The following is a 22,245-nucleotide window of genomic DNA, read 5'->3' as shown; positions in this document are numbered from 1 at the left end:
AAGGTATCGCCATGAACAACACCCTGCTCAAGGGGCTGGCCGTCGTCGAGTTGCTGGCGCGCAGTCAGGGCGCGCTGGGCGTCACGGACATCGCCCGGGCGCTGGGCCTGCCCAAGAGCAACGCGCACCGGCTGCTGCAGGCACTCGCCGCGCAGCGCTACGTGATCCGCCATGACGGCGGTTCTTACAGCATTTCGATCAAGCTATGGGAGCTGGGGTCGGCCGCGTTGTCGGGGTTCGACCTGCGCCGTCATGCCGAAGGCGTCATGGATGCGCTCATGGACGACACCGGCGAGTCCGTGCATCTGTCGGTGCTCGACCAGAAGGAAGTCGTCTACGTCCACAAGGTCGAAAGCCTGAACCCGGTCAGGGCCTATTCGCAGATAGGCGGGCGCGCGGCCGCCCATTGTGTGGCCACGGGCAAGGCGATGATCGCCTTTCGCACCCCGCAGTGGCTGGCGGCGATGTCCCAGGAACTGGTGGCCTATACGCCGCACACCATCGTCAGCCCGGCGGCCTTCGAAGCCGAAATGGCCTTGATCAGGAAGCGGGGCTATGCCGTCAATCGTTGCGAATGGCGCGAAGCGGTCAGTGGCGTGGCGGCACCGATACGCGACGGCATGGGCAACGTCATCGCGGCGATAGGCGTGTCCGGGCCGGACGCCAGATTCAAGCCGCGCCGTCTGCGCGAACTCTCCGACCGCGTGCTGCTGGTTGCCCGCGAGTTATCGGAGGGGCTATCGGGAGGGCCGCACCATGGCCTGTCCCACGTGACCAGTGCCTGGCGTCCGTAGCGGGCCCGCGGCGGCGCTCAGGGCTCCTGGCCGGCCCAGTGGCCGCTGATCAGGCCATCCGGTCTCTGCCGGGCCTGGATGCGGGCGCTGTCGGCCCAGGCATCGCGCCTGACCTGGAGCCCCGCGTAGATGCCGTAGCCCGCGCCGCAGCCGATCCCGCCGCCGGCCTCGATGCCTTCCCCGGTCCGGATGGCTCCCTGGGCCAGGATGTCGCCCAGCGCCTTGATGCCCCATGCCGATTCGATGTGGTTGCCGGCGGTGATGTCGCCGCCGGCCAGGATGCCCTGCGCGGCCAGCAGATCGTGCCCGGTGGTGATGTCGGTGCCGGCCTTGATGCCGCGGCCGCTGCGCAGCGTGTGGCCAGCCTGTATGCCGCCGTCCGCCTGCAGCATCTGCCCGGCCACGATGTCGCCGCCGGCCTGGATGTCCCATTTCGCCCGGCAGTGTCCACCCGCGTCGAGCTGGGTGGCCGCTTCGATGCCCCAGCCGGCGGAGATGTCGCCGCCGGCCCGGATATGGCCGCCGCTGGCCAGGTTGCCCGCCGCCTCGATGTCGCTGCCGGCCACGATGGCGGTGCCGGCCCGTATGCCGCCGCCCGTGCAGAGATGGCGGCCGGCGCGCACGAGGGTATCCACCGTGATGCCGTTGCGGACTTCGAGCGTACCCGCGAACACGAGGGCGTGGGCATCCACCGTATCCAGGCGCAGGATCGTGTCGACCGGACCGAACTGGTCCAGCAGCCAGCAAGCGTCGTCGATGCGGCCATCGGCCACCAGGGCATCGAGGATGGCTTGATAGTCTCCGTGTCCGTTGTGGTCGCGGATGAACCAGCGGTAGCCGCCGGTGCAGGGGTTCTTGGCTTTGACGAATTGCTTGGTGAGTTCCATGGTGCCATCCAGGCTGAACGAGCGTGCCGGCGCGCGCGCGGGGCGCGGCGTTGTGTCGAGGCGGTACCGGGGCGCGACCCAGGGCGGGCGCGCCTATCGGTGTTCGAAAGGGCAAGGGCGGCGGATAGGCCGCGGAGCCTGGATTTAGCCCGGTTTGGACCGGGCGTAGGCGGAGCGGGCAGCGGCTTCCTGGGCGTCGAGGAAGGTGGCGCGCAATGGCCGGAAGACGCCGCAAGGTGCGAAATCGCCGTGCATGGCGAGGCCTGGCGCAAAGCACCATAGGCGCAGCCCCGTCGGCAGGGGGCCCGGCGGAATCAGGCGGGCGATCTGGGCGGACAACTCGGTATCGTCGTGGCTAGGGTTCCGGCCACCCGCGGCCCGGCAGGGCGGAGGGAGGATGGCCGACGGGCGGGATGCTACCAGTTATGGGGACTACGTCAAGTCGGCGGGGTGGGAGCCAGGCAGCGGAACGAAGCGGGCGTCCAGCGCCGCCAGCGGCAATTGAAACAGGAACGCGCCTCGTCGGCGGCCCATTCGTCCTCGTCGTCGGGGGTGAAGCCTGGGCAGCGGGCGGCTTGCGCCGTGGCCGCGGCATGGTCGCCGCGGGGGATGCCGAGGTCCAGGCCAGGGGCAGGATCGGATCGGGGCATGGCGTGGACCTAGTAGGCCTGGAGCTCCTGGCGTGTACAGGTACGCCAGATGCCGGGGTGGGTGGGGGTATCGGCCTGGACCAGCAGGACGAAGCGGCCGTCCTGCATGACGCTCTTGGGTTTTTCGCCGATCATGACCAGCGCATCGAGGGACAGGGCGGGCCCGTCCACCTGCCGGACCTCGTCGACGGCGGGATGTTGCAGCAGCGCCAGGACAGGCACCTGTGTTCCGGCGGCGAAGTCTCGCAGCGTGCCGCGCATGCGGCCATCCTTGCCTTCCAGCCGCAGGGCTGCGCCCGCCAGCGCACCGATGACGCCTTGGCCGGTGCCGCCGTGTTCCGACAGGTGGATGCCAAGCGCCGCCGCCAGTTCGTGCGCTGCCCGCTGTTCGAGCACCTCCGCCTTGGCGCGGCGCCCGAAGCTGATCAGCGCGGCGGGCTGGTCCAGCTTGTCCGGCCGGAGCACGCACAGCCCGGGGTCGGAGCCCGGCGCGCTGCGTTTGGCCAGGAAGTCGCCGCTCCAGTCGATCAAGGCCTGATAGTGCCGCCCGTCGATGGTCGCGGCCAGGCACATCGAACTGTTGTGCGAGGTGTAGGGAATGTCGGGATGGATCAGGAGTTGATGGCGCGTGATGGGGGCGGGGACGTCCCACCCCCGGGTGCGGATATGGGCGCCGATCTCTTCGGCCAGTTCGCCGGTGCCTGGGCTGTCCAGATCGTCGGTATCGTCGATGCAGAGCAGGATGCGAGTGTCCATGGCGGGTTTCCTTGATGGCCCGGCTACAGCCGGTAGGCCATGCCGATGTAGATCGTCCGGCCTGGCTGGGGCAGCCCGTAGCTGGTCTGGTAGTTCTTGTCGAGCAGGTTCGACGCGCCCGCGTACAGGGTCATGTCGGTGCCGGGCAATTGCCTGGCCACCCTGACGCCGAGCAGGACGAAGCTGCCCAGGCGGGCCTTGGAGGGCGGGGTGTCGCGCGAATAATAGGGCAGGTTGCTGACGTATTCGACCGTGCCGGACAGAGTCATGTCGGGGGCGAACCGCCACGCGGCCGCCGCGCCTATCGTATGGCGTGGACGATATTGCAGATCGTCCACGCCCGAACCGTCCATGTTGCGGGCCTGCAGGTAGGTGTATGAGCCGTTGATGAGCAAGGTCCGCCCCGCGTGCACGGTGGTGGCGAGTTCCAATCCACGGAAGCGATAGCGCGAGAAGTTTTCGAAACGATCGGTGGCCGCGCTGTTCTCGATGTAGTTGGAGACACGGTTCTGGAAGAGCGTTGCCGAGAGCCGGGTACGTTCGTCAAGCTGGTGCTCGATTCCAAGCTCCGCGTTCAGGGCCGATTCCGCCCGCAGGCCGGGGTTGCCGCGGGTCGGGTCATAGAGCTGGCGCAGGCTGGGCATGCGCGCCTGGCGTGACAGCGATGCGCGTAGGCGGGTCCGGGCGTCGAGTTCCTGGGATGCGCCGATGAGATAGGAGGTCGCGCCCAGGGTCGTTGCGCTGTTGATGCGTTGGAGGTGCCGCCCGACGCCGGCTGTCAGGGTCAGGCCGTCGCTGGGCGATACCGCGTATTCGAGCGCGAAAGATCGCACGGTAACGCCCTGGCTTTCATCATAGGGGCGGTCGGTGTAGGTATTGCGGCCACCGCCACCGCCACCACCGCCACCGCCACCACCGCCACCGCCACCAGAAACCGCAAGATCGTGCATCACGCCATGGCTGCTCCAGTTGTCGCGGCGGATGTCCGTGGCGAACGTGAGGTTGCCGAGCCTGGCGAAGTCGTAGCGGACCTCGGCATGCGCGCCGGGTGTGTGCGTCCGGTTGCGCAGGGCATAGGTGTTGTTCAGCGCCGGATCGCTCATGGAGCTGTAGCTGGCGTCATCGTAGCTGTTGCTGTTTTCCGACTGTTGGTTGTCATAGAACCAGAAGCGCGCGGACCACGGGCTGTCGGCCGGCTGCCAGGCGGCGATCCATTGCATGGCGAGGCTTTTCTGGTTGGTGAGGCGCTCGTAGCGGGTGCGCGATGCATAGCGGTCCACCGAGTTGTCGTAGATGACCGGGGGGATGCCTTGCTTGCCGGTCATCGCATTGAGGTTGAAGCCGAGCTGCCAATCCGAATCCAGCCGGTATCCGAGGTTCAGGTACAGGTTGCTGCGGTCCAGGTCGCTGTTGATGCGGCGCCCCTTGCCCTGCCTGTCGTTCGGCGAAAAATCGCTGGACAGCCGGTAGCCATCCCGCGATTGGTGGTTGGCCGAAAGCGAGAAGTCGAAGTCGCCGCTGGAGCCGCCGGTGGAGGCCCACGCGCGGCGGTAGCCGGAGGTTCCCGCTTCCACGCCCGCGCCGGTCAGGGCGGGAGCGCCCTGGCCGCGCCTGGTGATGATGTTGATGACGCCGCCGAGCCCGCCGTCGCCGTACAGGACGGAACTGGCGCCTTTGCTCACCTTGATGCGGTCGATCTGGGTGACGGGGATCTGCGTCGGGTCGAAATCACTCTCGTAGGTGGAGTTGACCGGAATGCCGTTGACCAGCAGCTTGATGCTGCGCACCTGCAGGCCGCGGATCTGGATGCGCGGCGTGCCTTGGCCGCCGACCGAGACATAGACGCCGGGAAGCAGCCGCAGGGCCTCGTCCAGCGTGCGCGCGCCGCTGGCGCTGATGTCCTCCTGCGTGACGGTCTCCAGGGTCGCCACCTGTTCCGAGCTGATACGGCGTGCGGACACCACGACTTCGGACAGAATGCCGGAGCTGGTGGCATCGGTTTCCGCCGCGAAGGCGGGCAGGGCGAGTGCGGAGAGGCCTGCACAGAGATAGGGCGGGAGCGCGGCACGGGCGGGACGGGGCGGGTGGGCTGGCATGGTGTGATGAAAGGCGGGTGATCGGAACAAGCCGCCGCCGCCCGCTCGAAACGGTGTTCGAACGAGGGTGGCGGTTTTCGGGGCGGTCCGGCGGCATGCGCCGGGAGGGGATCAGGAATGAGGCTTCTTCAGCAGCGGCAGGGCACTGCCGATGGCGCCGCCGGCGAAACCGAATGCGAAGTGCAGGGCGAGGACGTGGAACAGTCCGTGACGCGCGATCGCGCCGAAGGGGAAGTCGAACACGGCGAACCCGATCCACTGGACCAGGACCTTGCTGGCGAATGCCAGGCCGGCCAGCGTGCCTACCAGCCAGGTGCTCGCACGCCAGGTCGTGGGCCTGGCCAGGAATAGCAGGTCCAGGCAGACGCCTGGCAGCAGATAGAACAGTGGCGCCAGCGGCGAGTGGAAACCGAGGACGGGCAGGCTTGCGGCCGTCACCGCCGCGCCGCAGGCGGCGATGGTTGCCGCCCAGCGGTAGGTCGAGACATGCCGGGCCATGACGAGCAAGGCCATCCATTCCAGGCCGTGATGGCCGGGTAGTTGCAGCGGAAAACGGAAGATGGCGTGGAGGAAGACGGCCAGCAGGCCCAGGGCCAGGAGGATCAGCGTCGAACGTTGGCGCAGGTGGGCGGGCAGGGTGTCGACCGGATGGGGGGCGTGCTGGAATTCGAATGTCATGAGAGGTCCTGGGCAAGGAAGGGCGTCTGGCGCCGGGAAGGGGCATCCAATTCGTTAGCTACCGCTGTATATAACGAATTCTATCGAAAATCGCGCGCGTGTCGACCCCGGGCTTGCGCTGGGAAGCCCTGGACCCGCGCGGCGCGAAGGCGGGTTATCCATCGGATGGATTCTCTGTATCCACGCGGTCCGCTGGTTCTGCGAGGGTGTCCTGCCTACACTGCGCCGCATAACGACACCCATCCATACGGAGACACCATGTTGTCCAGATTCCTGCTCGTGGCGCTGTCCGCGCTCGCCCTCGGCCCGGTCCATGCCGCCGACGCCTATCCCGACCGTCCGGTCCGCATCGTGGTTGGCCAGGCCGCGGGAGGAGGCATGGACACGCTGGCGCGCCTGTTGTCGGAGCAGATGGGCGAGAGCCTGGGCAAGCCGGTCGTCGTCGAGAACAAGAGCGGCGCGGGCGGGGTCATCGGTACGGAGTTCGTCGCCAAGGCGGATCCCGATGGCTACACGCTGATGCTGGCGCCTATCGGCAATATGGTGTTCACCACGATCCTGACGCCCAATCTGCGCTATTCGCCGCAGAAGGATTTCACGCCGGTGGCCATGCTCGCCACTTTTCCGCTGGTGCTGCTGGTCAAGTCCGACTTGCCCGTGGCGACGTTGCCTGAACTGGTCGAGTACCTGCGCAAGCACCCCGATCGCGCGAACTATGGCGGATCGGGGCCGGCTTTTCAGTTCGCTTCCGAAATGTTCAAGCTCCGGGCCAAGGTGCCAGGCGAATTCATCCAGTACCGCAGCATGGGCGAGACGATCACGGCCATTGCCTCGGGCGACCTGGCGATGGCGCTGGTCGACACCGGGCCGGCGATTTCCGGCCTGGCGGGCGGCAAGGTGAAGGCGCTGGCGGTGACTTCGCCGCAGCGCTTGGCGGCGCTCCCCGGCGTGCCCACCGTGACCGAGCTGGGCCTGCCCGAGCTGGAGATCGAATACTGGGCCGGGCTGTTCGCGCCGGCGAAGACGCCGCCGGCGGTGGTCAAGCGGCTGGAGGGCGACGCCGCCAAGGCGCTGCGCAACGCCAGGGTGGCGGAGCGGATGAAGGGGCTGAACATGGTGCCGGGCGCAGGCGGGGCCGAGCAACTGGCGCGCGCGCTCGACACCGACCTGCGCAAGTGGTCCGACGTGGCCCGGTCGGCCAACATCCAGGCGGCGCGATGAAACAGGAAGCCTTTCCCATGTCCCGCCCGAATCCCTCTCCGCCCGCCCGGGTCATCGATTTCCACTGCCATATGCTGGAGGAGACCGTGTTCGCGGCTTCCACCAACAAGACCGTGTTCACCGGGTTCGGCGCGACGCCGGCAAGCGCGCCGAGGCCAGGGGCGCAGGGCCTGATGGGACGCATGTATGATCCCCGTGCCATCATCGCTGACATGGATGCACGCGGCATCGATGTCAGCGTGGTCAGTTCCAGCACCGTCCTGCAGGGCAGTTCCTGGGCCGAACCGGCGCTGGACCTGGCCCTGTGCCGGACGTGCAATGATCAGGCGGCCGACTGGGCCCGCCGCTATCCCGGCCGCTTCGTCGGTTCGTTCGTGCTGCCCATGCAGGACGTCGGGCGGGCGGTCGAGGAACTCGATCGCTGTACGCGGGAACTGGGATTGAAGGTCGCCAATCTGTCGTCCAGCTATGGCGGTGTCTACCTGGGCGACCCCGGGTTCATGCCTGTCTGGGAAAGGCTCCATGACGCGGACGCCACCACCTGGGTGCATCCGGAAGGCGTGCGCGACCCGTGGTTCCAGAAATACGCGCTGTGGAACTCGTTGGGGCAATCGATAGAAGAAGCCAAGTGCATGGCATCGCTGGTCTATGAAGGCGTGATGACGCGCCTGCCCGGCCTGAAGGTCGTCATGGCCCACGGCGGCGGGTACTTCGCGCATTACATGGGGCGGCTGGATCGCAACACGTTGAACCGGCCCGACACGGTACGCAACACGGGCGGCCGATCGCCCAGCGAGCTGCTGCGTTCGTTCCACTACGACACGTGTGTCTACGATCCCAAGGTCCTGCGGGTGCTGGTGGAAAGGGTGGGAGTGGACCGGCTGGTGATGGGCAGCGACTATCCGGTGGGCGAAAGCGATCCGGTCGCATGGCTCCGGCAGTGCGGCCTGGCGGGCGACGAACTGGCCGCGGTGGCGGGAGGGAACGCGGCGAAGCTGCTCGGTTGCTGAGCGGCCTGTCAGGCGCCCTGGTCCGGACGGAAGTCCAGGCGCCGCATTGCGTCCGTCAGGGATATCCGCGACGAGTCGTAGTGCGCCCAGGGCGTGTTGCCCGTGGCCAGCCGGTCGCCCAGGGTGAGAAGTGTCCAATGGGCCGAGCCCGGGAGGCCGTCCAGTTCATCCCAGGCTATCGGCACCGATACGGGCAGTCCGGGCCGGGCGCGCACCGACCAGGCCGCTACCGTGGTGGCGCCGAAGCCGTTGCGCAGATAGTCGATGAAGATCCGGCCGATCCTGTTCTTCGGCCCGCTCCTGGCCACGAAATGGCCGGGCAGGGCCTGCGCCAGGCGCAGCACGATGGCGCGCGAGAAGGCCTTGACCGTCTCCCAGTCGTATTGCGGCCGCAGCGGCACGACGATGTGCATGCCCTTGCCGCCGCTGGTCTTCAGGACCGCTGGCAGGCCCAGGTCCTGCAGGAAGGCGCGGACCAGCCGGGTGCCTTCCCGGGTACGAGGCCAGTCCACGTTTTCGCCGGGATCCAGGTCGAAGATCATGCGGTCGGGCGTGCCGATCGCGCGGTCCGTGCCGTTCCAGGTGTGCAGTTCGATGGTGTTCATCTGCGCCGCGGACAGGAGGCCTTGCAGGCTGTCGATCTTCAGCAGCGGCGGGTGGCTCGGGTCGATCTCCCGCGGCAACCTGGTTACGCCGGCCAGCGCGGCGGGACCGGCGTGTTTCTGGAAGAAGCGTTCGCCGTCCAGGCCATCGGGCGCCCGCACCAGGGCCACGGGCCGATCCTTCAGGTGCGGCAGCAGCAGGGGCGCCATGGCCGCATAGCACTGGACGAGTTGCAGTTTGGTGATGCCGCTCTGTTTGTCGATCACCCGTTCCGGATGCGTCACGCGCAGGGAGGCGGGCAAGCCATTGTGTTGGCTTGCCCCCGTGGCGTCTTTTCCGAGCGTGCGTGCCGTGGCGGGCATGGCCGTTTCCCTTGCGTCGCGGAATCGTCGTGTCCAGCATATCCCAGGTTGGGCCGGGCGCGCGAGGCCAGGGCGCGGGCGCGCCGGACGTATACTTTCGTCTTTTGCCCGACCGTAATGAACGTCCGCGAATACTACGAACAAGCGCTGGCCGAGCGCGGGTTCACCCCCGATGCCGCCCAGCGCGCCGCCGTCGAGCGCCTGCAGCGTTATTACGACGATTGGGTGGCGTTCAAGTCGCTGCGTTCCAATGCCCTGAAGCGCTTCCTGAACCGGCCGGGCGTGCCCCGCGGCGTCTACATGTGGGGCGGCGTCGGGCGCGGCAAGAGTTTCTTGATGGACGCCTTCTACGCGACCGTGCCGGTCCAGCGCAAGACGCGGTTGCATTTCCACGAGTTCATGCGCGGCGTGCATCGCGAACTGGACGAGGTCAAGGGCATGGCCGATCCGCTGGACGAGGTGGCGCGCCGCATCGCGCGCCGCTACCGGCTGATCTGCTTCGACGAGTTCCATGTCTCGGACGTGGCCGACGCCATGATCCTGTACCGGCTGCTGCTGGCGCTGTTCGCCAACGGGACGTCGTTCGTGATGACGTCCAACTACGAACCTTCGACGCTGTACCCCGAAGGCCTGCACCGCGACCGCATCCTTCCTGCCATCGCGCTGATCCAGGAAAAGATGGACGTGATGAACGTCGATTCAGGAGTGGACTACCGCCGGCGGGCGCTGGAGCAGGTCGAGATCTACCACAGCCCGTTGGGGCCGGAGGCGGACGAGGCGTTGGAGAAGGCGTTTTCCGCGCTGGCCGACACCCCGCCCATCGAGCCGCCGGTGCTGTCGGTCGAGAACCGGCAGATCAAGGCCAGGAAGTTGAGCGGGACGGTGGTGTGGTTCGACTTCGCCACGCTGTGCGGCGGGCCGCGGTCGCAGAACGACTATCTGGAATTGGCCAGCCGTTTCCATGCGGTGATCCTGTCCGGCGTGCCCAGCATGGGCCCCCGGCAGGCGTCGGAGGCCCGGCGTTTCACCTGGCTGGTGGACGTGTTCTATGACCACAAGGTCAAGCTGATCATGTCGGCGGCGTGCGAGCCCGAGGAGCTGTACACCGAGGGCGCGCTGGCCAACGAGTTCCACCGGACCGTGTCGCGGATATTGGAGATGCAGTCCAGGGAATACCTGGATGCCGAGAGGCGGGAGACGGTGGTCTTGTAGCGGCTGGGCCGCTCAATGGCCCGCTTCCAGCGATTGCAGGGACGCCTGGAGCCCATCGAGCAGGTCGCCGGCGCCATCCGGCAGCGCCTGGTCGCGGGCAAGCGATTGCAATAGCAAGAGCAGGCTGCCCGCCGCCGCCTCTTCGTACCCGGCATGGGCGAAATGCCGATCAAGCGCCCCGTCGCGCGCGTACCGCGTGTGGAGGAAATCGAGCAGGTCGATCTCGAAGTCGGCGACGGCGATGTTGCCGATGCCCATGACGCAGGCGCAAGGCCCGCCGCGCAACGGCAGATGGCGCTGCACCAGGACTTGCCAGCGGCCGGCCAGGGCAACGGCCTTGAGCCGGGCGGCGGTGGCGCGCGGCGTGCTCACTCCAGCTTGATCCCGATTTTCTGCGTCAGGGCGCGGAATTTTTCGACCTCGGCTTTCCTGAAGTCGCCATATTCGGCGGGGGTCGAGGGCAGCGGCACCTTCGCGGTTTCCGCGAAGGACTTGAGCAGGTCCGGATCCTTCAGGATTTTCTGTACCGTGCCGTTGATCGCGGCGATGACGGGCGCGGGCGTACCCGCGGGCGCTTCCAGCCCCACCCACGACGACAGCGCGAAACCGGGCAGGGTCTCGGACATGGCAGGCACGTTGGGCAGCGCGGGGCTGCGGTCGCGGGTCGTGACGGCCAGGGCCTTGACCTTGCCGGCCTGCACGCTGGGGAGCACGGACGTGTCTCCGAACAGATAGTCGATCTGTTCTCCCAGCAGCGCGGTGAACGCCGGCGCCGTGCCGGGGAAGGGGATGTGCGTGGCCTTGGCGCCGGTAGCCTGGTTGAGCATTTCGCCGGCCAGGTGGGGCACGCTCGCGGGGCCGGAGGAGCCGAAATTCATGGAGCCTCCTTTGCGTTGCAGCGCCGCCAGCAGGTCGGGCAGGCTCGCGAACGCGGAGCGTTCGGGCACGGTCAGGATGAAGGGGCTGTCGGACAGCAGCGCCACGGGCGCCAGGTCCTTGAGATAGTCGTAGGGCAATTGCTTGAACAGCGATGGCGCGATGGCGTGCTGGGTCACGCTGACCAGGAGCGTGTACCCATCGGGCTTGGCCCGCGCGACATAGTTGGCGCCGATCGTGGTGCCACCTCCCGCGCGGGATTCGACGACGACGGGCTGGTTCCATTCGCGGCCCAGGTACTTGGCGACTGTGCGGGCGAGGATGTCGGCGCCGCCGCCGGGGGCGTAGGGAACGACCAGGATGACCGGCCGCGAGGGAAACGCGTCGGCGGCCTGGGACGGCGCGGCGGCCAGCGCGGCGCAGGCCGCCGCGCCTAGCGCGGCCAGGCGGGCCGCGTGCAAGGGAACGATTTTTTCAGACGTCATGGTGTCTCCTCCTGGGTGGAACGATCAGCGGCGGGCGTCCTGCCTGAGCCGCCGTGTTGCCGTGACGTCGATTCTGTCGTCGTCGATCACGACCTGGTAGATGTCGCGCGCGTTGCCGGCGCTGACGTAGCCCTGCCGCACGTCGTCGAGCACGGACTCGGGATCCCTTTGCGCGGGGGGGCCGAAGCCGCCTCCGCCGCCCGCGCGCAGGTGCAGGGTGTCACCGCGCTTGAGGCGTTCGTTGCGTATCTTGCCGGCCACGGTCTCCGGCTGGCCCGAGCCATGGCGGGTGACGACGACCTCGTTGGGCAGGCCGGCGTGGCCGCCGTGGAGTCCCCAGGGCGCGCATTGCATGCGGTCGGCCTGGACATCGACCGACAGGGTCGAGCGTGCCCGGACCACGACCTCGGTGCCCAGCCCGCCCCGGTACTTGCCGGCGCCACCGGAATCGGGCCGCAGGGCATGGCGTTCGATCAGGATGGGGTATTTGGATTCGAGCTGTTCGCAGGGGCTGTTGTGGGTGTCGCCGTCGTTGGAGCAGACCACGCCGCTCATGCCGTCGGCCGAGTGCTTGGCTCCCCAGCCGCCTCCGGTGGGGCCGATGAAGCCGATGAAGAACTGGCCGTCCGCCGGTGCGATGCCATGGAACATCGCGATCACCAGGTCGGCATGGTGCGCGGCGATGGTGCGGTCGGGAATCGCGCCCGCCAGCGCCTTGAATATCGTGTCGACCACGGTCATGGGAAAGGTCATCCATTTGCGCATGGCCGCGGGCTTGATGGCGCTGACGACCGTTCCCTGCGGCACGATCACCTTCAGCGGCCGGAAGCTGCCCTCGTTGATGGGATAGTCCGTGGGCGATGTCAGGCACTTGTAGGCGACCTGCGCGCAGGAATACCCGGTGCTGGGACCCGAATTGAAGAAGCCGCGCACCTGGGGGCTGATGTCGGACAGGTCGACGGTCAATTCGTCGCCTTGCTTGATCACGCGTACCTTGATGGGCACGCGCTTGCCGATGTCCAGGCCATCGTCGTCCATGAAGGACTCCGCTTCGTAGACCCCGTCCGGAATGGAGAGCGTCCGCTGGCGGGCCGCGGCCTCGGACTGGTCCATGATGTTCATGATGGCGCCCAGCACGGGCTCTCGGCCGTATCGCTGCAGCAGTTCGGAGAAGCGCCGCGAGCCGGTCGTGACCGCCACGATCTGCGCGCGCAGGTCGCCCATCGCCCGTTCGGGCAGGCGGACATTGGTACGGATGATGTCGACCAGGTCCTCGTTGACCACGCCCGCCCGCTGGTACTTGAGTACCGGGATCTGTATTCCTTCGGCGTAGATGTCGGAGGTGACGCCGCCGAGCGCGCCGCCGACATCGGGCCAATGCGCCATGCAGCAGGCCCAGCCGGTGAGCCGGCCGTCGAAGAAGATGGGCTGGCTGAAGGTGAAGTGGTTCAGGTGGCTGCCGGTGATGTAGGCGTCGTTGGTCACCAGGATGTCGCCGGGCTCGATGCCGTCGCTGCCATATCTGTCCAGGTTGGCCTTGATCGTGTTGGCCATGCCGCGGATGAAGCTGGGGAGTCCGATACCGATGGAGACGGTCTGCCCGTCGGCCGTGAACAGGCCCACGGTGAAGTCGAGCGCTTCGTAGATGATCATGTTGTAGGCCGTGCGCATGAGGTTGGTCTTCATTTCCTCGGTCACGGCCAGTACCCCGTTGCGGACGATCTCGGTCAGGACGGCGTCCGGGCGCGGGAGGTCCATGTCGGGCTGCGGGGAAGGGGCGGGCATGGTCAGCAGACTCCAAGTTCGATGTGCAGGTTGCCGTAGGCGTCCACGGCGAGGCGGTCGCCGGGAAACACGACCGTGGTGGAGGCGTGTTCCTCGATCAGGGCGGGACCGTCGAGCCTGGCGCCGGCGGGCAGGGCGTCGCGGCGGAACACCGGGGTCTCGATGTCGCGGGCGTCGGCCGAGAAATAGACGCGGCGATGTCCCGCCCGGGCCGCCTCGATCGATCCGCCGGGCGATGGGGGAAGTTCCTCCATGGGCGGCTTGGGCATGACGCCGGTGGTGGCGGCGCGCAGCGTCACGATCTCCACGGGCTCGCCGGGCGCGCAGGTGCCGTACCGCTGCTGGTGCACGAGATCGAACCGGGCCTTGATGGCCGGCTTGTCGCCGGATCGCAGTTCGGATTCGTCGAGGTCGACCGTGACGGAGTGCTCCTGTCCCACATAGCGCATGTCGGCGGAGTAGGCGACGGTGATCGACTGGGGGCGGACCGTGCTGAGTTCGAGGGCCTCGCGGCCCTGGCCGGCCAGTTCGTCGAGCTGGCCCATGACATCGTCCAGGCCGATATCGGCCAGCTTGGCGAAGCTGGTGCGGACGTAGTCGTAGCGCAGGTCGGAGTGCAGCATGCCGAATGCGCAGAAATGGCCGGGCGCCCGGGGAATGATCACGTGGCGCATGCCGATCTCGCGCGCCACCGCGGCGGCGTGCAGGGGACCGGCGCCGCCGTAGGCGACCAGCGTGAACGAGGCGGCGTCCAGGCCGCGTTCCGTCGAGACGCCCTTGACCGCATAGGACATCTTCGTCGCCGCGATGCGCAGGATGCCTTCGGCCGCCTGGGGCACGTCCAGACCCAGGGGGGTGGCGATGCGGGCGTCGATCGCGCGCCGGGCCGCATCGACGTCCAGGGGCATCTGGCCGCCCAGGAAACGATCGGCGCCCAGGCGGCCCAGGACCAGGTTGGCGTCGGTGACCGTGGGCGCTTCGCCGCCGCGGCCATAGCATGCCGGTCCCGGCGCCGCGCCGGCGCTGCGGGGGCCGACGCGCAGGGCGCCGCCGTGGTCGAGTTCGGCGATGCTGCCGCCGCCCGTGCCGACCTCGAAGACGTCCACCAGCGGAATTTGTACGGGCAGGCCTTCGTTGTAGCCGCCGACCAGGGCGAGATTACCGGTCAGGATACGGCCTTCGAGGATGACGCCGGCCTTGGCCGTGGTGCCGCCCATGTCGAAGGCCACGGCATTGGCGATGCCCAGGCGGGCGCACAGCGCGTGGGTGCCCACGACGCCCGCGGCCGGGCCGGATTCCAGCATGCGCACGCATTGCTGCCTTGCCTGATCCGGCACGTAGAGGCCGCCGGTCGACTGGACCAGCAGGAACGAGCCGGCGAATCCCCGGGCGTCCAGGTGGCGTTCGATTTCACCGATGTAGCGGCTGACGGTCGGGCCGACATAGGCATTGGCGACCGCGGTCGAGCAGCGTTCGAACTCGCGGTACTCCTGCGACAGTTCGTGCGAGGCGGTCACGAAGGCATGGGGGAGGCGGGATTGCACGATGGCTTTGACGCGGGCCTCGTGAGCCGGGTTGGCATAACAGTGCAGCAACAGGATAGCGACGGCTTCGACGTCCCGGGCGATGAGGTCGTCGCAGATACGGTGCACCTGGGCTTCGTCGAGCGGGGCATGGACTGTGCCGTCGGCCGTCATCCGTTCGGCGACCTCGAAACGCAGCGCGCGCTCGACCAGGGGCACGTGCTTGGAGAAGAAGAGGTTGTAGGCATCGGGCCGGTTGATGCGGCCGATTTCGTAGATGTCGCGGAAGCCTTCGGTGATCAGCAGCGCCGTGCGCGCGCCCTTGCGCTCGAGCAGCGCGTTGATCGCGACGGTCGAGCCATGGAGGAATATCTCGGCATCCTCGAACCGGGTGTCCGCCTGGGCGACCCCGCTGGCGATGCCCTCGACCAGACGGTCGGGCGTGCTCAATGCCTTGCCCAGCGACAAATTGCCGGTCCCGGCATCGAAATACGCGACGTCGGTGAACGTACCCCCGATGTCGGCGGCCAGCCTGCTGCCTGTTCTCATGAATCCCACCCTCTCGATGAATCGTTTTCTTTTTATAAGGTAACCTAGGTTACCTGTAGTAGTCAAAGAGATGGATGTTGGAAATTAAATCCATTAAAATCAAAAACTTAATGGAGAGTAACTATGGTTTTCAAGAAAATCTTGGCGGTTGTGAACCATGGATGAATCCCCGCAGACACCGGCCATGAACGAAGCCGCGGACGCCGGCGACCCGGTCAAAGTCGAGCAGATTGCCGCCGTGCAGCGCGCGTTCGAGGTCGTGGAGGCCTTGGCGGACGCCAAGGACGGGTTGTCCTTCACGGACATCGTCGGCCTGCTGGCGGTGAACAAGGCTATCGCCTTCAAGCTGCTCAATACGCTGGTCGCCTGCCGCTATGTCTTCCGCGATCCCGCGTCCGGGCGCTATTGCCTGACTTTCAAGGTGAGCAATCTGGGCCTGCGGAAAATGTCCCGGTCGCTGCTGCTGGACCAGAGCAACTCCATCCTGCGCGAACTGGCGGATGCCACGGGAGAGCTGATCCGGCTGGCCGTGGTCGAAGGCGACAGCATCACCTGGGTTTCGTCCATCCTGGCGCAAAGCCGGCTGTTGCAGCTCAACCCCAGCTATGGCTTCGAAGTGCGGCTGCACTTGCATGCGGCCGGGAAGGCCTGGCTGTCCACGATGAGCAGCGAGCGCGCGCTGGGCCTGGTGCTGCAGCGGGGCCTGGAGCCCGCCACCGAGCATTCGCTCGCCACGGTCGAAGCGATACTGGACGACCTGAAGCTGTCCGCCCGGCGGGGTTATTCGATTTCCTACGAGGAGCATTCCCTGGGCGTGGGGGCGATCGGCGTGCCTGTGATGATTCGCCGGTTCGGCGAGCACAAGGAATGCGTGGGCGTGGTGACGCTGGCGGCGCCGTGTGCCCGGATGAACCGCCAGGCGCTGGAGGACATCGCTCCGAGGCTCAAGGAAACGGTGGCCCGCCTTGGGGCGATCTGGCCGGTGGGGGATGGCCGCACCTACTCGTGACGACAAAAAGGGAAGCACGCATGCTTCCCTTTTTGTGGGTCATCAGGCGTCGCCGCCGTCTATCGCTTCAGCTTCGCGAAGGCCGCGGCCATCGCGCTTTCCCCGGGCGCGGGCGAACTCACGTTCGTGCCGCGGTCGCGCCCACGGCCGCCGCCCGGACGGCCCGCGCCGGTGCCAGCGCCGCCGTCTCCGCCACGGCGGGCCGGGGCCGAGTCGTCGTTCAGGCGCATGGTCAGCGCGATGCGCTGGCGCTGCATGTCGACTTCCTGCACCTTGACCTTCACCGTCTGGCCCACGCGCACCACGTCGCGCGGGTCCTTGACGAACTTCTCGGACAGCGCCGAAATGTGGACCAGGCCGTCCTGGTGGACGCCGATGTCGACGAAGGCGCCGAAGTTGGCGACGTTGGTGACCACGCCCTCCAGGATCATGCCCTGGCGCAGATCGTTCAGCGTTTCCACGCCGTCCTGGAAGGTGGCGGTCTTGAACTCGGGGCGGGGGTCGCGACCCGGTTTTTCGAGTTCGCTGAAGATGTCCTGGACGGTGGGCAGGCCGAAGCGTTCGTCGGTGAACTGAGCGGGCGAGACGCCCTTGAGCGCGGCGCGGTTGCCGATGACCTGGCGGATTTCGGTCTGGAGCCTGGCCAGGATGCGTTCGACCACGGGGTACGCTTCCGGGTGGACGGACGAGCAGTCCAGCGGGTTGTCGCCGTCAGCCACGCGCAGGAAGCCGGCGGCCTGTTCGAAGGCCTTGTCGCCGAAGCGCGGCACGTCCATGAGTTTCGCGCGCGAGGGGAAGGCGCCGTTCTGGTCGCGCCAGGACACGATGTTCTTGGCCAGCGCGGCGTTCAGGCCGGAGACGCGGGTCAGCAGCGGCGCCGAGGCGGTGTTCACGTCCACGCCCACGGCGTTCACGCAGTCTTCGACCACGCTGTCCAGCATGCGGGCCAGTTCGCGTTGGTTGACGTCGTGCTGGTACTGGCCGACGCCGATGGACTTGGGATCGATCTTGACCAGTTCGGCCAGCGGATCCTGCAGGCGGCGGGCGATGGAGACGGCGCCGCGCAGGCTGACGTCGAGTTCGGGGAATTCGGTGGCGGCCAGTTCCGAGGCCGAATAGACGGACGCGCCGGCCTCGGACACGACGATGCGGGTCAGGTTCAGGTCGGGGTAGCGCTTCATCAGGTCGGCGGCCAGCTTCTCGGTCTCGCGCGAGGCGGTGCCGTTGCCGATGGCGATGAGTTCGATCTGATGGCGGCGGGCGATGCGGGCCAGGGTCTCGATCGAGCCATCCCAGTCGCGGCGGGGCTCGTGCGGGTAGACGGTCGCGGTGTCGAGCAGTTTGCCGGTACGGTCGATGGCGGCCGCCTTGACGCCCGTGCGGATGCCAGGGTCCAGGCCGAGCACGGCCTTCGGGCCGGCCGGCGCCGCCAGCAGCAGGTCTTTCAGGTTCAAGGCGAAGACGCGGATGGCTTCGGCTTCCGCTTCTTCCCGCAGGCGGGCCAGGTTCTCGGTCTCGAACGAGGGCAGCAGCTTCACGCGCCAGCTCCAGCGGCAGACTTCGCCCAGCCATTTCTGGCGCGGGCTGATGTCCAGGCCGAACACGCCGTCCAGGCCGACCAGCTTGGCGATGCGTGCCACGCAGGGGTGGGGAAGCTGCTCTTCCAGTTCGGGTTCCAGGCCCAGGCGCAGTTCGAGCACGCCCTGCTGGCGGCCGCGCAGCATGGCCAGCACGCGGTGCGAGGGCAGGGTGCGCAGCGGTTCATTGAAGTCGAACCAGTCGCGGAAATTCGCGCCTTCGGCTTCCTTGCCGTCGGCCACCTTGGAGTAGACCAGGCCGGTGCTCCACAGATAGCCGCGCAGGTTTTCCAGCACCTCGGCGTTTTCGGAAAAACGCTCGGTCAGGATGTCGCGGGCGCCGTCCAGGGCGGCCTTGGCGTCGGCCACGCCGGCCTCGGCGTTGACGTAGGTGGCGGCGGCGGTTTGCGGATCGATGGCCGGATCGGCGAGAATGGCGTCGGCCAGGGGTTCCAGGCCCGCTTCCCGGGCGATCTGGGCCCGGGTCCGGCGCTTGGGCTTGTATGGGGCGTACAGGTCTTCCAGGCGCTGTTTGGTGTCGGCCGTGGTCAGCGCGTCCTTGAGCTCGGGGGTCAGCTTGCCCTGCTGCTCGATCGAGGCCAGGATGGCCGCGCGGCGGCTTTCCATGTCGCGCAGGTATTCCAGCCGTACTTCCAGGTTGCGCAGGACGGTGTCGTCCAGGCCGCCGGTCACTTCCTTCCGGTAGCGGGCGATGAACGGCACGGTCGCGCCGTCATCCATGAGTTCCACCGCGGCGGAGACCTGCGACGGGCGCGCGCCGAGTTCTTCGGCAAGCTGGGCGATAATGCGGGATTGGGCCTGGGTGTCGAGTGCCTCGCCCCGGTCGGTGACCATAGCCATCGAGTCCGTCCTACCTTGGAAAATGAAGCCGCGGATTTTGCCACAGTCTGAGAATATGTCCTTAATTGCTTTCCGTCCGGGCGTTACGCAATGTGTCGACGGCCGGCCGACCTCGGGCGGCCGGGCCGCCTGGCTGGCGCGCTGGCTGCTGCCCGCCGCGGTGGCCGTCGCCGCCGTGCCGGTGTTGGCGGCCGGGGGGGACGGACAGGCCGTCCCCGCGCAGACCTACGCCTCGAAAGAGGCCGCGCAGGCGGCCGCCGACGTCGCCAAGGCCGAGTCCGACCGCATCAGGCGGCAGTACGACGCCGATGCGGCCGCGTGCATGCACAAGTTCTTCGCCACCCGCTGCGCCGAGAAGGCCAGGCTCGAGCGCAACGCCGGTGTGACGCGCACCGATGCCGACCGGCGCGAGGCCGAGCTGTACATCCGGCGTGAAGAAGCGCGCGAGCGGCAAGAGAAGCGCGACCGCGACAATGCCGAGCGCGACGCCAAGGCGGCCGACCGGACCGCCCGCAAGGCGGAGGAGCAAGCCAGTCGTCCACCGCCCAAGGCGGAACCCGCGGCGCCGGCGCGCCCGTCGGGCCCCGTGGCCGCGCCGGCGCCGCGTCCGCCTCGCGAGCTGGACGATCCCGCCGTCCGCGCCCGCAACCGCGCCGAGTTCGAGCGCAAGCAGGCCGAGGCGCGCGAGTACGCCGAGAAGCAGGCCCGCGACCGCCAGGAAGCCGAGGCCAAGCGTGCCCGGCGCCGGGCCGACCGCGAGGAAGAGGCCGGACGCCTGAAGGCGCAGCAACAGGAAGCGGGCGCGCAGGCGCCTGCCGGAAATCCGTGATGAATGACAGGATCCAGACGTTGAAGGCGCGCATTGTCGAGTTGCAGCTCGAGCACCGGGACCTCGACGCCGCCATCGAGCGGCTGGCCATCGATGCCGGGGTGGACGAACTGCGCCTGAAGCGCCTGAAGAAGCGCAAGCTCCAGCTCAAGGACCACATCGTGGCCCTGCAGATGCAATTGATTCCGGACATTCCTGCATGACGGCTTCGATCATGGACATCGGCGCCGACGTGGCCGCCGTGTTCGCGGCCGACGGCCCGCTGGCGGGCAAGCTCAAGGGCTACCGGCCTCGAATCCAGCAGATCGAGCTGGCGCAGGCCATCGCCCAGGCCATCGGCGAGCGCGGCACGCTCGTGGCCGAGGCCGGCACCGGCACCGGCAAGACCTTCGCCTATCTCGTGCCGGTGCTGATGCACGGCGGCAAGGTACTCGTCTCGACCGGCACCAAGACGCTGCAGGACCAGTTGTTCGCGCGCGACCTGCCGGCGGTGCGGGATGCCCTGGGGCTGCCCGTCGTCATCGCGCTGCTCAAGGGGCGGTCCAACTATGTGTGCCACTACCACCTCGAGCGGACGGTGGGCGACGGCCGCCTGGGCTCGCGCGCGGAAGTCGCGCAATTGCGCAAGATCGAGCTCTTCGCCAAGCACACCCGCAGCGGCGACAAGGCCGAACTGGCCGAGGTGCCCGAGAACGCCGACATCTGGCACAAGGTGACGTCCACCCGCGACAACTGCCTGGGGTCGGATTGCCCAACCTTCCGCGAGTGCTTCGTCATGCAGGCCCGCAAGCGCGCGATCGAGGCCGACGTGGTGGTGGTCAACCATGCGTTGTTCCTGGCCGACCTCGCGCTCAAGGACGAAGGCATCACCGATCTGCTGCCCGCCGCCGACACGGTGGTCTTCGACGAGGCCCACCAGTTGCCCGCGGCCGCCACACGTTTCCTGGGTGAATCGGTGTCGTCGCACCAATTGCTGGATTTCGCGCGCGACGCCACCGTCGCGGGCCTGTCCCATGCCCGCGAGAGCGCGGATTGGCCGGTGCTGGGGCAGGCCGTCGAACAGGCCACGCGCGAGCTCAGGTTGTCCTGCGCGGCGGTGGAGAAAATGCCGGGCCAGCGCAGCACGTTCGATACGCTGCCCAATCAGCAGGATTTCGGCAAGGCGGTGCGGCTGGTGATCGATGCGGTCCACACCCTGGGCCGCATCCTGATGGCCGTGGGCGAACGCCACCCCGACCTGGACATGGTCGCCAAGCGTGGCCCCGACCTCATCGCGAGGCTGGCGCGCTGGACCGAGGCCCATGGCGTGCCGCCGGCACACGCGGAGCAGGCCGGCAAGCCGGCCGAGTTCGCGTGGCCCGAGCCGGCTGCCGAACCGCCTTCCGGGCAGCCTCCGAAACGGGCCGACGACGGCTGGGTGCGCTGGGTGGAAACCGGAACCAGCCACATCCGGCTGCATACGGCTCCCTTGTCTGTCGCGCAGGCGTTTTCCCAGTATCGGCCGGCGGGACAGGCCTGGATACTGACCTCGGCCACCTTGTCGGTGCGCGAGGATTTCTCGCATTTCACCCGCCAGCTCGGTCTGTACGAGGCAACGACCGGTCGTTGGGAGTCGCCGTTCGACTACGGCACGAACGGTCGGCTGTTCGTGCCGCACGGCATTCCCGCGCCGCAGGATCCGCGTTTCATCGAAGGCTTCGTCGAGGCGCTGCTACCCGTGCTGGCGGCCAGCCGCGGGTCGGCGCTGGTGCTGTGCACGACCCTGCGGGCGGTGGACCGGGTGGCCGAATTGTTGCAGGAAGCCTTCCGCGAGCGCGGATGGGAATGGCCGTTGTTCAGGCAGGGCGACCGCTCCCGGCGGGAACTGCTGGATCGCTTCAGGACCAGCGCGCATGCGGTGCTGGTGGGCAGCGCCAGCTTCTGGGAAGGCATAGATGTGCCGGGCGATGCGCTGACCCTGGTGGCCATCGACAAGCTTCCGTTCGCGCCGCCGGACGATCCGGTCCTGGATGCGCGCATCCGCGCCTGCCGCGAACGGGGCGGCAACCCGTTCTTCGAATATCAGTTGCCCGAGGCGGCCATCGCGCTCAAGCAGGGCGCGGGCCGGCTGATCCGCACCGAGACCGACTGGGGCGTGCTGATGGTGGCCGACCGCAGGCTGGTCGAGAAGCCCTATGGCAAGCTGCTGTGGCGCGGATTGCCGCCGTTCACGCGCACGCGCAACGTGGCCGATGTGGAGGCTTTCTACGCGGAACGCGCGGAGGCCGTGGCGCCCGAGGCCTGAGGCGGCGGGCGATTCCTGGCGGACGACCGCCGACAGGCTGGTCAGCGGTGGAACGTCGATGGTCTCCCTGTGCGGGCTTCGCCCCTACCGCCGCAGGCCGATAGGACGAGGCCGGGGCCCCGGTGCCGCAGGAAGCGGTACGCAGATGCAGCGAGGGGCTGGCGCTTGCCGCAGGGCAAGCGCCCGCACCTCCAGGAA

General features: G+C 67.9%; 19 protein-coding genes. 8 read left to right on the top strand and 11 right to left on the bottom strand.

What is annotated here, in order from left to right:
- Window positions 1-11: 11 nt before the first annotated feature.
- Window positions 12-794: an IclR family transcriptional regulator gene (locus AC1Q6E_RS04175; protein ID WP_152795548.1), complete on the top strand. Its 783-nt coding sequence runs from the start codon at window positions 12-14 to the stop codon at window positions 792-794.
- A gap of 17 nt (window positions 795-811) precedes the next feature.
- Here AC1Q6E_RS04175 and AC1Q6E_RS04170 read toward each other — a convergent pair whose 3' ends face one another.
- The 5 genes from AC1Q6E_RS04170 to AC1Q6E_RS04150 all read right to left on the bottom strand — a co-directional run bounded on the left by AC1Q6E_RS04170 (window position 812) and on the right by AC1Q6E_RS04150 (window position 5,861).
- Complete coding sequence (locus AC1Q6E_RS04170; RefSeq protein ID WP_296556711.1) at window positions 812-1,681, bottom strand: hypothetical protein; 870 nt, start codon at window positions 1,679-1,681, stop codon at window positions 812-814.
- 437 nt (window positions 1,682-2,118) lie between these two features.
- Window positions 2,119-2,331, bottom strand: a complete 213-nt coding sequence (locus AC1Q6E_RS04165; protein ID WP_152795552.1) for a hypothetical protein — start codon at window positions 2,329-2,331, stop codon at window positions 2,119-2,121.
- A gap of 9 nt (window positions 2,332-2,340) precedes the next feature.
- Window positions 2,341-3,087 carry a hypothetical protein gene (locus AC1Q6E_RS04160; RefSeq protein ID WP_492572254.1) on the bottom strand — a complete coding sequence of 249 codons (747 nt, stop codon included), beginning with the start codon at window positions 3,085-3,087 and terminating at the stop codon, window positions 2,341-2,343.
- Between the two features lie 23 nt (window positions 3,088-3,110).
- Window positions 3,111-5,048 carry a TonB-dependent receptor plug domain-containing protein gene (locus tag AC1Q6E_RS04155; protein WP_492572253.1) on the bottom strand — a complete coding sequence of 646 codons (1,938 nt, stop codon included), beginning with the start codon at window positions 5,046-5,048 and terminating at the stop codon, window positions 3,111-3,113.
- A gap of 246 nt (window positions 5,049-5,294) precedes the next feature.
- The gene (locus AC1Q6E_RS04150; protein ID WP_152796644.1) at window positions 5,295-5,861 is read right to left on the bottom strand and encodes a hypothetical protein; all 567 of its coding nucleotides are present in this window, start codon (window positions 5,859-5,861) and stop codon (window positions 5,295-5,297) included.
- 258 nt (window positions 5,862-6,119) lie between these two features.
- On the opposite strand from AC1Q6E_RS04150, the gene AC1Q6E_RS04145 reads away from it, so the two are divergent.
- Window positions 6,120-7,082 carry a Bug family tripartite tricarboxylate transporter substrate binding protein gene (locus AC1Q6E_RS04145; protein ID WP_492572252.1) on the top strand — a complete coding sequence of 321 codons (963 nt, stop codon included), beginning with the start codon at window positions 6,120-6,122 and terminating at the stop codon, window positions 7,080-7,082.
- Between the two features lie 17 nt (window positions 7,083-7,099).
- On the top strand, window positions 7,100-8,092 hold the full coding sequence (locus AC1Q6E_RS04140; protein ID WP_492572251.1) for an amidohydrolase family protein: 993 nt from the start codon (window positions 7,100-7,102) through the stop codon (window positions 8,090-8,092).
- A gap of 8 nt (window positions 8,093-8,100) precedes the next feature.
- Here the strand turns inward: AC1Q6E_RS04140 and ligD are convergent, their stop codons facing one another.
- Window positions 8,101-9,057 (bottom strand): non-homologous end-joining DNA ligase, encoded by a 957-nt coding sequence (gene ligD, locus AC1Q6E_RS04135; RefSeq protein ID WP_152796638.1) that lies wholly within the window; start codon window positions 9,055-9,057, stop codon window positions 8,101-8,103.
- Between the two features lie 117 nt (window positions 9,058-9,174).
- Between ligD and zapE the strand changes: the two genes are divergently transcribed.
- The gene (gene zapE / locus AC1Q6E_RS04130; RefSeq protein ID WP_152796636.1) at window positions 9,175-10,269 is read left to right on the top strand and encodes a cell division protein ZapE; all 1,095 of its coding nucleotides are present in this window, start codon (window positions 9,175-9,177) and stop codon (window positions 10,267-10,269) included.
- Window positions 10,270-10,281: 12 nt separating this feature from the next.
- Here zapE and AC1Q6E_RS04125 read toward each other — a convergent pair whose 3' ends face one another.
- Genes AC1Q6E_RS04125 through AC1Q6E_RS04110 form a run of 4 tightly spaced genes read right to left on the bottom strand, consistent with a single transcriptional unit; the run spans window position 10,282 to window position 15,487 of the window.
- Entirely contained in the window at window positions 10,282-10,641 is a 360-nt protein-coding gene (locus tag AC1Q6E_RS04125; protein ID WP_296556705.1) for a hypothetical protein, read from the bottom strand.
- Window positions 10,638-11,630: a tripartite tricarboxylate transporter substrate binding protein gene (locus tag AC1Q6E_RS04120; protein WP_152796632.1), complete on the bottom strand. Its 993-nt coding sequence runs from the start codon at window positions 11,628-11,630 to the stop codon at window positions 10,638-10,640. The genes AC1Q6E_RS04125 and AC1Q6E_RS04120 overlap by 4 nt, the downstream gene beginning before the upstream one ends.
- Before the next feature lie 24 nt (window positions 11,631-11,654).
- Window positions 11,655-13,415: a hydantoinase B/oxoprolinase family protein gene (locus AC1Q6E_RS04115; RefSeq protein ID WP_296556704.1), complete on the bottom strand. Its 1,761-nt coding sequence runs from the start codon at window positions 13,413-13,415 to the stop codon at window positions 11,655-11,657.
- A 2-nt stretch (window positions 13,416-13,417) separates the two neighbouring features.
- Window positions 13,418-15,487, bottom strand: a complete 2,070-nt coding sequence (locus AC1Q6E_RS04110) for a hydantoinase/oxoprolinase family protein (protein WP_492572250.1) — start codon at window positions 15,485-15,487, stop codon at window positions 13,418-13,420.
- Window positions 15,488-15,671: 184 nt separating this feature from the next.
- Here AC1Q6E_RS04110 and AC1Q6E_RS04105 point away from each other — a divergent pair, with 184 nt between their 5' ends.
- Complete coding sequence (locus AC1Q6E_RS04105; protein WP_296556703.1) at window positions 15,672-16,496, top strand: IclR family transcriptional regulator; 825 nt, start codon at window positions 15,672-15,674, stop codon at window positions 16,494-16,496.
- Between the two features lie 59 nt (window positions 16,497-16,555).
- Here the strand turns inward: AC1Q6E_RS04105 and AC1Q6E_RS04100 are convergent, their stop codons facing one another.
- Entirely contained in the window at window positions 16,556-18,934 is a 2,379-nt protein-coding gene (locus AC1Q6E_RS04100; RefSeq protein ID WP_152796627.1) for a Tex family protein, read from the bottom strand.
- Between the two features lie 55 nt (window positions 18,935-18,989).
- Here AC1Q6E_RS04100 and AC1Q6E_RS04095 point away from each other — a divergent pair, with 55 nt between their 5' ends.
- From AC1Q6E_RS04095 to yoaA, 3 genes are read left to right on the top strand one after another with little or no spacing between them, the layout of a single operon-like run.
- On the top strand, window positions 18,990-19,763 hold the full coding sequence (locus AC1Q6E_RS04095) for a hypothetical protein (RefSeq protein WP_296556701.1): 774 nt from the start codon (window positions 18,990-18,992) through the stop codon (window positions 19,761-19,763).
- On the top strand, window positions 19,763-19,966 hold the full coding sequence (locus AC1Q6E_RS04090; RefSeq protein ID WP_152796623.1) for a YdcH family protein: 204 nt from the start codon (window positions 19,763-19,765) through the stop codon (window positions 19,964-19,966). Before AC1Q6E_RS04095 ends, AC1Q6E_RS04090 begins: the two co-directional genes overlap by 1 nt.
- Window positions 19,963-22,047: a DNA repair helicase YoaA gene (gene yoaA, locus AC1Q6E_RS04085; protein WP_492572249.1), complete on the top strand. Its 2,085-nt coding sequence runs from the start codon at window positions 19,963-19,965 to the stop codon at window positions 22,045-22,047. Before AC1Q6E_RS04090 ends, yoaA begins: the two co-directional genes overlap by 4 nt.
- Window positions 22,048-22,245 lie beyond the last annotated feature (198 nt).

The sequence above is a fragment of the Pigmentiphaga sp. MLSB6-MA01 genome, from assembly GCF_058793475.1.
The sequence above is the reverse complement of the archived record's forward strand: the minus strand, read 5'-3'. Positions and strand labels throughout refer to the sequence as shown.